Here is a 10,501-nt window from a genome sequence, read left to right as displayed (position 1 = left end):
GCTATCAGCGAAACGAAAAAGCGCTACTTGCTTCCATGCTTGAGATGTATGTTTCGAGTGTTTCTACTCGTAAGGTTTCTAAAATTGTCGAAGAACTCTGTGGGAAATCAGTCTCCAAATCTTTCGTTTCTGGTCTTACTGAACAGTTGGACCCCATAGTTACGCAATGGCAGAACCATTCACTCTCAGGTACAAATTATCCTTATTTAATGACAGATGTTCTCTACATAAAAGTTCGTGAGGACCATCGGGTGCTTTCTAAAAGCTGTCACACTGCGATTGGGATAAGCGAAGACGGCGACCGCGAAATCATTGGCTTTATGATTCAAAACGAAGAAAGCGACAACGCATGGTCCACGTTCTTTGAATACCTCAAAGAACGTGGCTTGTAAGGAACCGAGCTTATCATCTCTGATGCCCATAAAGGATTAGTTTCTGCGATTCGTAAGTCATTTACCAACACAAGTTGGCAGAGATGCCAAGTATACTTCTTAAGGAATATCATGACTACCATTCCAAAGAAAAACTCAAAACCTTTTCGAGAAGCGATTAAAGCCATCTTTAAGCTGACAGATATTGATTCAGCACGAGACGCTAAAAATCGAATCGTTGCCGGCTATATCGACCAAAGCAAATATACAAAAGCTTGTGAGGTCTTGGATAATGGCTTCGAAGATGCCTTTCAATACGCAGTTGTCGGTACTGGGAACCATCGACTGAAAAGCACCAACCTTCTTGAACGACTGAACCAAGAAGTACGCAGAAGAGAAAAGATTATTCGTATCTTTCCTAACCGTGCATCAGCCAATCGATTGATTGAGGCTGTCCTGATGGACCTGCATGATGAATGGATTAGTTCTACAAGAAAGTATATTAAGTTTGAACACTGAGAAAGCAGTGAAACATTGTATAGTATTTTACACAAAATTATGGACTTGACAATATAACCTCGATATGCATCCGCTTCAATGATTTCCATTTTTTTCTATCACATAACTCTCCAATTATTTTCCCGATACTTTCTCTATATTTCCCACAAATAATTTGTCTTCTATATTTGAGTGCAAATACAATATGATACTTACATTTCCATTTGGTATGTAATAAAATTGATTGTCTTTTTTCATGAAAAAAAATCCTAATTTGATAATGACGCGGTCGGTAAACCAAAATCAATTTATCATTTCAGGAGGTGTTTTTTGATGCCTCACTAAAAGTTTTTGTAACCATCCGCATAGCTGCTGTTTTTCAGAACATATAAAGAAGAATGACCCTTCGAGATTCCTCGAAGAGTCATTGACACGTTTAGTTCATGATGTTTTATTTTATCCATTTATCATACTCTTTTTTTATTCGAAATAATGCTTCAGCCAATACTTTTCTAGGCATACCTATACTCAATCTGATAAATTTATTTCCGTCTCTAACAAAATAACTTCCCTTGACAACAGAAATATGACAATTCTGGAAAAATAAATCTTTCTGTCCATCTGTTTTTAGTAATTCATCCACATTTATCCACGCCAAGAATGATGATTCTGGTTTCATAACCTTAAATAGAGGCATTTCCTGCTCAATGAATTTAGATAAATAATGATGGTTTTTTTCTACGTAAGCAACCATCTCTCTCAACCACTCACCGCATTCATCATATGCTGCAACAATAGCAGGGATAGCAAATACATTGGGAGAAGTGATTTGATTTCTTTTCAATTGTTTAGAAAATTTCTCTAATAGATGCTCATTTCTTGTAACGACATACGATGTCTTCAAGCCCCCAAGATTAAAAGCTTTATTTGGCGAAAAACACATAATTAGATTTTCATTCGTTTTGGAAAATTCCCACATTGATGTAAATGTATAGCCTTCAAAAACATATTCTCGATGGATTTCATCTGATACTAAAATAATGTCATATTTGATACACAACTCATTTAGTAGGAACAACTCTTCTCTAGTCCAGACACGTCCTGAAGGATTTTGAGGATTACATAGAATAAAAACTTTTACATCATTATCTTTCATATCTTGTTCCATCCGAGAAAAGTCCATCTCATATCTGCCATCTTTTTCTACTAAGGATGAAAAAACAGGTACTCTACAATTATTATCTACGGCTTCACAAAAAGGGTCATATGCTGGCGTGTGAAACATGATTTTATCGCCTACTTCAGTAAAGCATTGTACGATATTGTGTAAGGTAGATACTGTGCCATATGTTAAGATAATCCACTCTTTTTTAAAATCACATTGAAAATTATTTTTGTTCCACTTCTTTACCGCTTCATAAAATTCCGAAGAAGTATAGGTATAACTATAATCAGGTATGGAAGCACGGATTGTCAAAGCCTGCTGAATTGGTTTGGCTACTGGAAAATCAATATCTGCCAAATCCATTGCAATAGCATCTGAATCTTTTATACCAAATTTCTGATTCAAAACCTCTGATGACCATTTTCTTGCATTACCTTTTCTTCTATCAAATATCTCATCAAAATTGAAATCCATTTTATATCTCCTTTTACTACAATAACATTTCTATTCCTGTTTTGACTGTTTGTACTTGGGCGCCAATAATAACTTGTATATTGTGTGCGTCAAGTTCCACAACACCCAAGGCCCCAGCTTTTTTCAAAATATTTTTATTTACTAAACTAATATCTTCAATATTTAATCGTAAACGAGTCACACAATTATCGAGTGTTTTTATATTTTCTTTACCGCCTAATGCTTCTAAAATAATTGCCGGATCATACAAACCATCTCCTTTAGTAAATACTTTAAGATTCACATTACCATCTTCATCTATTTCGTCTTGTCCCGCAGCTTCTCTCCCTGGCGTCTTGATATCATGCTTTTGAATATACCATTTAAAAACAAAATAATATATCATAAACCAAGCAATTCCAATCGGTATCAGGAGATACCACTTAGTGTAATTCCCTTGCATAACGCCGAATATAATCCAATCAATAATGCCACCATCCGTATTACCAATAACCACACCGGCTAACGACACTACCATCATTGCCACACCTGACATCAACGCATGAAATATATATAGTTGGGGTGCAACAAATAAAAATAGAAACTCAATAGGTTCAGATATCCCTGTGACCAATGAAACTAATATCCCTGAAATTAATAACCCTTTGATTGCCTTTCTATTCTCAGGTCGTGCTGTCATATAGATAGCAATCGCAACAGCGGGTAACCCGAACATGAATGTCGGCATAAAACCTTGAGATAAAAAAGCAGTAGCTTTAGCGCTAATTGGCTCTCCAGCATTGAGCTGTGCATAGAAAATATTCAAGGCTCCTGAAATTTTATCGCCATTCACAAACTCTGTCCCTCCGGCATCGGTAAACCTAACCATTGCCAATAAAATATGATGCATACCAAAAGGTTTTAAAGCTAAGACACCTATACCATACAAGAATGGTCCAAAAATACCAGCCTGTTGAATCAAGTTACCTAAAGCAGTAATTGCGTTACCAAAAATCGGCCAAATGAACGGCAACAATAATCCTACTAAAAATAATGCAATTGCGGAAATAATCGGTACAAATCTGATCCCGCCGAAAAACGAGAAAGCATCAGGCATAACCATATCTTGATATTTTTCATGAAGAACATACGTCACAAGACCTGCGATGATACCTCCTAGAATTCCCATTTCGATTGTCTGAATACCGAGCATCATTCCTTGCCCTGCTGTCCTCAAATTTTCTGCTTCAGCCAATTGTTTAGTCACTGTCAACATAAAATTAATTCCCATGTTCATAAGCATATACCCAACAAATCCTGAGTAGGCAGCAACACCTTTATTGCGCTTGCTCAATCCTAGTGGTATCGACATGGCAAATAAAACAGGCAAGTAACTAAACGCAAACCCCCCGAGTGTAGATATCGAATTAAAAAAATGCTGTAGTATTTCATTTCCCAGCCAAGGTATCTTGTCAATCATTGCTTGAGAAGTGAGCGAACTCCCTAATCCTAATAAAATTCCCAAAAAAGCCAGTAATGATACAGGAAACATGAACGTCTTACCTAATTCTTGAAAAAAACCGAATAGTCTTGTTTTTACTGAAGTTGATTTTTGAATTTCCATTTTTTCCCTCCTAAATAATAAAAAACTAAAATTAAACTGAAATCAGCTTAATTTTAGTTTTTGCCTACTTAAAGTAACACACTAAGAATTAATTAGTCTGCCCAGATGAAGATTAAGATAGTACTCCTCATCTTTGCCTATTTTTTTATGATATGCTTTATAGATATATGTGCTGATTTCCCCAACCACAGCATACTGCTTAATTACGGGTTTAACAGCTTTCGAGTCATCAGAATCAACCCTTTTCCACTCCTTTCTTTGCAATCTCAATAATAAATATTTCAGATGTGTGACAAATCTTGAATACTCAATAATATCTTTTTTAAAAGTCATCCGATAATGATTTTCGATTATATTGACTATCTCATCAATATTTTTTGGTAGCTTTTCTATAAATTCGTCATTATTATCAATTGACGAATTTACAATGTGCAACGCAATATACCCAGCTTCGTCAATAGGTAATTCTATACCTGTTTCTTTAAAAATGTATGCTAAAGATTCTTGACCAATCTTATATTGCTTAGGATAAAGCAGCTGGATTTCGTTCATGAATATATTCGGAGTAATTTTTCCTTCTTTGCAACGAGAAATACTAAAATTTATATGGTCCGCCAATAATATATAACTTGTTTTATTTAATTCTGTTTTTAACTCCGACTCGGCTATATCAATGATGTCCTTCGATAACCTGAAATAGCAATCATCCAATTCATAAATAGCTTTATTTACATTTAACGCAGAATCGACAACGTACTTTTTTTCAACTCTCGTTTCATCAACTTTATCACCCGCTTTTTTATTAAAACCAATCCCTCTCCCCAATAAAATCATTTCTGTCGTATTATCAGATGCAATCACAGTACTATTATTTAGAACCTTTTCAATTTTCATGCTTGATCACCCCCCAAAAAAATAAAAACCTAAACACATGAAACGTGTTTAGGTAATGCTCTTGTAATTAGATAACACCCTAAATAATTGAAAAGTATTCGCTTTCTACAACACATTATACCACAGAAATATAAAAAGAGAATATCTTTTAACATTTTCTTTTCTGAATACTCAACTAAGTTGTTAAGAATGATCCGGTTAGCTAGAAGTATATTCTTTTTTACATCGCAACTTATCTCTTCACCATATCTTCTTAATTTTATAATTTAGAAAATATAGTTTTAATATTGTCTAAAACGTTGATAGCGACGCTCCGTCAGTTCCTCTGAAGATAACGTCATCAGGCGGGATATTTTTGAAAGTAATTGTTTTTTCAACAATTCATTGATTTCTTCTTGAGGGATGTTTTTGCCGCTTTTTTCCTCAGGTATGATATCGTCAATCACGTGCAATTTTTTTAAGTCATAGGAGGTAAGTTTCATAATCTCCGCAGCTTCGGCCGATTTAGTGCTGTCTTTCCATAAGATGGAAGAAAAACCTTCTGGAGAAAGAATCGAATAAATACTATATTCCAACATCAAAACATCATCAGCCATGGCTAAAGCAATTGCTCCACCGCTGCCCCCTTCCCCAGTGAAAACTGAAAGAATCGGGACTTTGATGTCACTCATTTCGTATAAATTCCTGGCAATCGCTTCTCCTTCACCCCGTTCTTCCGCTTCAATACCGCAAAATGCACCCGGAGTGTTGACAAACGTAATAATCGGGCGGCCAAATTTTTCTGCCTGCCTCATCAAACGTAAAGATTTCCGATACCCCTCAGGATGGGGCGAGCCGAAGTTTCTGCTGATGTTCTCTTGAAGGTCTCTTCCTTTTTGGATAGCAATCACTGTGACAGGCATTCCATCTAAAAAAGCCACACCGCCAACGACCGCTTGGTCATCTCCATAGTAGCGGTCCCCGTGAAATTCCATAAAATCATCAAAAATCGACTCGATATACTCTAAAGGTGTGTACCGTTTCGGATGACGAGCCAGCGCTACCAGCTCATTTGCTGTTTTTGTCTTAGTCATCAACCTGCCTCCTCACCGGACCATGCACTTTCAGCAAAAATCCTAGGACTTTTTTCAGTTCTTCTCTGGCAACTATTTTATCAATAAAACCTTTTTCTAATAGATGCTCCGCTTTTTGAAAAGATTCCGGAAGCTTTTGCTTAATCGTCTGTTCAATCACTCTGCGACCGGCAAAGCCAATCGTTGCTTGAGGTTCGGCCAAAATAATATCCCCCTGCATGGCAAAACTTGCTGTAACCCCGCCAGTTGTGGGATCGGTCAACACAGCGATGTACAGTAAACCTGCTTCGTGATGTCGTTTCACTGCCGCAGAAATTTTTCCCATCTGCATCAATGAAAGGATGCCTTCTTGCATACGTGCCCCCCCTGATGCGGTAAAAATGATAACAGGCAACGCCAAAGCTGTCCCTCGTTCAAAAGCACGGGTGATTTTTTCTCCCACGACCATCCCCATGCTCCCCATGATGAATTGGCTGTCCATGACGCCAATCACTGCCTCATGCTGATTGATGAAACCTTTACCTGTTACGACAGCTTCATGTAAGCCGGTTTTTTTACGGACAGCAGCAATTTTCTGGTCATAACCAGGAAAGTCAATTGGATTTTCACTGAGGATATCTGTATCCCATTCCTCAAAAGTTCCTTCATCCACAATTAATTTTAGCCGTTCTTTTGCGCTTAGACGGAAACAGTAACCGCAATTGGTGCAAGTTTTATTTTCGGACATATCCTTAGTGTAAATGATTTTTTTACACTTAGGACATTTTTCCCACAAGTCATCAGGGATTTGGGGTTTAATAATTTTTTCCGTTGTTGAAACTTGCCGTTTAGGATTGATGCGAATATATTTTTTCTTTTTGAATAGGGCCATATCACCCCTCCTTCACTAGTCCAATTCAGGTTCCCAATTAGGTAAAAACTTTTCTTGTAAGAAAGCCGTGTCATATTGACCTTTAACAAAGCTTTCGTGTGTAATCAAATCCATTTGAAACTCTTGATTTGTCACAATACCATCGGTCACCAACTCTACCAACGCACGCTCCATTTTCCCGATGGCTGCTTCCCGCGTATCTCCGCAAACGATGATTTTAGCAATCATTGAATCATAGTAAGGGGGAATCGTATAGCCGCCATACACAGCGCTGTCAACTCTTAACCCCATACCGCCGCTAGGCAGTAATAGATTTTCAATGGTTCCCGGACAAGGAGCAAAGTTAAATTTTGGATTTTCTGCATTGATTCGACATTCAATCGCATGTCCCTTTAATTGGATATCTTCCTGGGTGTAAGTCAGCGGCTGACCATAAGCAATCCGCAACTGTTCTCGGACAATGTCTACCCCCGTCACCATTTCAGTCACCGGATGCTCTACTTGAATCCGCGTGTTCATTTCCATAAAATAAAACTGTTGCTGCTCATCCATTAAAAATTCAATCGTTCCGGCATTTTCATAGCCAACAGCTTGGGCTGCACGAACTGCAGCATCGCCGATGGCAGAACGCAGCTGTTCAGTTAAGCCCACAGCGGGAGATTCTTCCAAGACTTTTTGATTGTTCCGCTGCAAGGAACAATCCCTTTCTCCCAGATGAATCACCTGTCCATGACCATCTCCCAAAATTTGAACTTCGATATGTCTGGCAGGATAAATGATTTTTTCAATATACATTTCCCCATTACCAAATGCAGCTATCGCCTCTTGTTGCGCGGATTGAAATTGCTGAGGAAGTTTTTCAGCAGCTTCTATCTTACGAATGCCTTTTCCGCCCCCGCCAGCCGCTGCTTTCAGCATAACTGGAAATCCGATTCGATGAGCTATTTCAAGTGCTTCTTCAACACTATCTATTGCACCGTCGCTTCCGGGAATCACCGGTACACCGGCTTTTATCATCAGACGGCGGGCATTGATTTTATTTCCCATCTCTTTGATCGTCTCAGCTCTTGGTCCAATAAATTTAAGCTGACATTCTTCACACATTTCTGCAAAAGTACTGTTTTCTGCTAAAAAACCGAAACCGGGATGGATAGCTTCGGCGCCAGTCACAATTGCCGCACTGATAACACTTTGCATATCCAAATAAGAGTCTGCTGCTTTAGCTGGACCGATACAAATAGCTTCATCGGCTAGTTCCTTGTGCAGTGCCTCCCGGTCTGCCTCAGAATAAACGGCCACTGTTTCGATCCCCAGTTCCCGACAAGCACGGATAATCCGAACTGCAATTTCACCTCTATTAGCAATCAATACCTTATTAAACATAGGCTACTTCGCTCCAATAATAAATGTCATCAAAGCAGAGCAGACAACTTTCCCGTCAACGGAAGCCGTTGCTTTGCCCACACCGATGTTCCCTTTACGCTTGATAATTTCCATTTCCATTCTAAGAACATCACCAGGAACGACTTTTTGACGGAATTTAACTTTGTCAATACCGCCTAGGTAGCCTGTTTGTCCTTCAAATTCTTCACTTTTAAGTAACGGAATCGAGCCTGTCTGTGCCAAAGCTTCAAGAATCAAGACTCCCGGCATAACTGGCTCCCCCGGAAAATGTCCCGGAAAGAACTGTTCATTGTAAGTCACATTTTTTATCGCAACTACGTGTTTCCCCGGCTCCAGTTCTAACACCCGGTCAACCATCATGATTGGATAACGATTTGGAATGATTTCCATTATTTCTTGTACATTTAATTGCATTGATTTTCCCTCCTAAACAATCTGAAACAAAGGTTGTCCATATTCGACGACCTCTTCATTTTCAACTAATACTGCTTCTATGACACCGTCTGTATCGCTAGTAATTTCATTCATCAGTTTCATGGCTTCTACGATGCACAAGACATCGCCTTTTTTCACCTTGTCTCCGGCAGATTTGAATGCCGGCTCGCCAGGAGCTGGGCTCAAATAGGTCACCCCCACTAAAGGTGAATCAATCGTCTTGCCTTTCTGCGGTTGTGCTGGAGGAGCAGCTGGTTCATTCTCCTCGGAAATAACCGGTTTTTCTACGACTATTTGCTGAATTTCTGGTGTGGGTTGTGTTTCTGTCAACTCATTCTTCGAAGGTCTAGGCATCTCGACTTTATCTTTACTGATAAACAAATGAAAATCCTTCTTGGAGAGATCCAGCACTCTGACAGTAGAAGAATCAAACTGTTTTAAGATTTCTTGTAGTTCAGAAAATTCCACCTGCTACTCACCTTCCCATTTTTTCATACATAACACCGCATTATGTCCGCCAAAGCCAAGTGAATTGCTTAAAGTATATTTGACTGATCTAGCTTGGCCGATTTTAGGAACATAATCCAAATCACAATCATCGCTGACGTTTTCCAGACCGATCGTTGGCGGAATAAAATCTTCCTGTAACGCACCGACGCAGGCAATCGCCTCTATTGCGCCAGCCGCTCCCAACAAGTGTCCCGTCATGCTTTTCGTACTGGAAATAGCCACTTTATAGGCGTTTTCTCCCAAAGCAAATTTGATTGCTGTCGTTTCCGCTCCGTCATTGGTTGGTGTCCCAGTTCCGTGAGCGTTGATATAATCTATCTCTTCTGGTGATACACCAGCTTCTTCCATTGCATTTATCATACAAATGCCGGCACCTGAACCGTCAGGGTTTGGACTAGTCATATGATAAGCATCGCTGTTAGCCCCATAGCCGACAACTTCCGCTAAAATATTCGCTCCTCGAGCCAAGGCATGCTCCAGTTCTTCTAACACTAGAACCGCAGCCCCTTCCCCCATAACAAAGCCGCCTCTGTCTTTGTCAAAAGGAATAGAGGCACGTTCAGGATCTTCTGCTGTGGTCAAAGCTGTCAATGCCGCAAAGCCAGAAATCCCGATTTCACAAACGGTCGCTTCAGTCCCGCCAGCCAGTATCACATCAGAATACCCATGCTTAATGGAACGAAAACCATCGCCAATAGCATTGGTTGAAGAGGCACAAGCAGTGACGACACAGGTACAAATTCCTTTAGCTCCTGTGGCGATGGAAATATTTCCAGCTGCCATGTTGCTGATAGACATGGGCACAAAAAATGGTGCCACTCTCTTAGGTCCCCGGTCGTGCATTTTGATTACCTGTTCTTGAATGGTGGTCATCCCGCCGATACCTGAACTGACGATTACTCCCGTACGATGAGGATCAGCATTTTCTCCAATGTTCAATCCCGCATTTTCTACTGCCTGTTTGGCGGCGGCAACACCGTAAATTGAAAATAAATCCATCCGCTTCGTTTGTTTCTTTGCCATGTATAGGGTCGGATCGAAATCTTTAACCTCTGCAGCCACTGTGATGCCAGTCTCGCTAGCATCAAACTTTTTGATGGGTGCAATGCCGTTTCTTCCTTCTTTAAGTCCTTCCCAAAACTCTTTTGCTGTATTTCCCAAAGGAGTTACAGCTCCCTGTCCGGTAATAACTACTCGCCTCAT

At 39.6% G+C, this 10,501-nt stretch carries 9 protein-coding genes and 2 pseudogenes; 1 reads left to right on the top strand and 10 read right to left on the bottom strand.

What is annotated here, in order from left to right:
- Window positions 1–890: pseudogene (locus CBF29_RS09340) on the top strand (IS256 family transposase); the annotation flags it as partial.
- Window positions 891–981: 91 nt separating this feature from the next.
- Here the strand turns inward: CBF29_RS09340 and CBF29_RS09335 are convergent.
- The 10 genes and pseudogenes from CBF29_RS09335 to fabF all read right to left on the bottom strand — a co-directional run.
- Window positions 982–1,127, bottom strand: a pseudogene (locus CBF29_RS09335) (transposase); the annotation flags it as partial.
- Between the two features lie 193 nt (window positions 1,128–1,320).
- Window positions 1,321–2,508 (bottom strand): MalY/PatB family protein, encoded by a 1,188-nt coding sequence (locus CBF29_RS09330; protein ID WP_126809460.1) that lies wholly within the window; start codon window positions 2,506–2,508, stop codon window positions 1,321–1,323.
- A gap of 16 nt (window positions 2,509–2,524) precedes the next feature.
- Window positions 2,525–4,111, bottom strand: coding sequence for a maltose/glucose-specific PTS transporter subunit IIBC (gene malX / locus CBF29_RS09325; protein WP_211334270.1), 1,587 nt, complete (start codon window positions 4,109–4,111; stop codon window positions 2,525–2,527).
- 81 nt (window positions 4,112–4,192) lie between these two features.
- Window positions 4,193–5,005 (bottom strand): PRD domain-containing protein, encoded by an 813-nt coding sequence (locus CBF29_RS09320; RefSeq protein WP_126809459.1) that lies wholly within the window; start codon window positions 5,003–5,005, stop codon window positions 4,193–4,195.
- Between the two features lie 281 nt (window positions 5,006–5,286).
- A complete protein-coding gene (locus tag CBF29_RS14145) occupies window positions 5,287–6,078 on the bottom strand; it encodes an acetyl-CoA carboxylase carboxyltransferase subunit alpha (protein ID WP_126809458.1) in 792 nt (263 codons plus the stop codon).
- Complete coding sequence (gene accD / locus CBF29_RS14140) at window positions 6,071–6,949, bottom strand: acetyl-CoA carboxylase, carboxyltransferase subunit beta (RefSeq protein ID WP_126809457.1); 879 nt, start codon at window positions 6,947–6,949, stop codon at window positions 6,071–6,073. Before accD ends, CBF29_RS14145 begins: the two co-directional genes overlap by 8 nt.
- A 15-nt stretch (window positions 6,950–6,964) precedes the next feature.
- Window positions 6,965–8,332: an acetyl-CoA carboxylase biotin carboxylase subunit gene (locus CBF29_RS09305; RefSeq protein WP_126809456.1), complete on the bottom strand. Its 1,368-nt coding sequence runs from the start codon at window positions 8,330–8,332 to the stop codon at window positions 6,965–6,967.
- Window positions 8,333–8,335: 3 nt separating this feature from the next.
- The gene (fabZ, locus tag CBF29_RS09300) at window positions 8,336–8,767 is read right to left on the bottom strand and encodes a 3-hydroxyacyl-ACP dehydratase FabZ (RefSeq protein WP_126809455.1); all 432 of its coding nucleotides are present in this window, start codon (window positions 8,765–8,767) and stop codon (window positions 8,336–8,338) included.
- A 12-nt stretch (window positions 8,768–8,779) separates the two neighbouring features.
- Window positions 8,780–9,256, bottom strand: coding sequence for an acetyl-CoA carboxylase biotin carboxyl carrier protein (gene accB / locus CBF29_RS09295; RefSeq protein WP_126809454.1), 477 nt, complete (start codon window positions 9,254–9,256; stop codon window positions 8,780–8,782).
- Between the two features lie 3 nt (window positions 9,257–9,259).
- Window positions 9,260–10,501, bottom strand: a complete 1,242-nt coding sequence (fabF, locus tag CBF29_RS09290; RefSeq protein WP_126809453.1) for a beta-ketoacyl-ACP synthase II — start codon at window positions 10,499–10,501, stop codon at window positions 9,260–9,262.

The sequence above is a fragment of the Vagococcus elongatus genome (assembly GCF_003987645.1).
In the GTDB taxonomy this organism is placed as follows: domain Bacteria; phylum Bacillota; class Bacilli; order Lactobacillales; family Vagococcaceae; genus Vagococcus_A; species Vagococcus_A elongatus.
This window is presented reverse-complemented; position numbering and strand designations above follow the sequence as displayed.

Coding starts and splice junctions, on each gene's coding strand:
- CBF29_RS09330 (WP_126809460.1), bottom strand. CDS start 2,508: ATGGATTTCAATTTTGATGAGATATTTGATAGAAGAAAAGGTAATGCA.
- malX (WP_211334270.1), bottom strand. CDS start 4,111: ATGGAAATTCAAAAATCAACTTCAGTAAAAACAAGACTATTCGGTTTT.
- CBF29_RS09320 (WP_126809459.1), bottom strand. CDS start 5,005: ATGAAAATTGAAAAGGTTCTAAATAATAGTACTGTGATTGCATCTGAT.
- CBF29_RS14145 (WP_126809458.1), bottom strand. CDS start 6,078: ATGACTAAGACAAAAACAGCAAATGAGCTGGTAGCGCTGGCTCGTCAT.
- accD (WP_126809457.1), bottom strand. CDS start 6,949: ATGGCCCTATTCAAAAAGAAAAAATATATTCGCATCAATCCTAAACGG.
- CBF29_RS09305 (WP_126809456.1), bottom strand. CDS start 8,332: ATGTTTAATAAGGTATTGATTGCTAATAGAGGTGAAATTGCAGTTCGG.
- fabZ (WP_126809455.1), bottom strand. CDS start 8,767: ATGCAATTAAATGTACAAGAAATAATGGAAATCATTCCAAATCGTTAT.
- fabF (WP_126809453.1), bottom strand. CDS start 10,501: ATGAGGCGAGTAGTTATTACCGGACAGGGAGCTGTAACTCCTTTGGGA.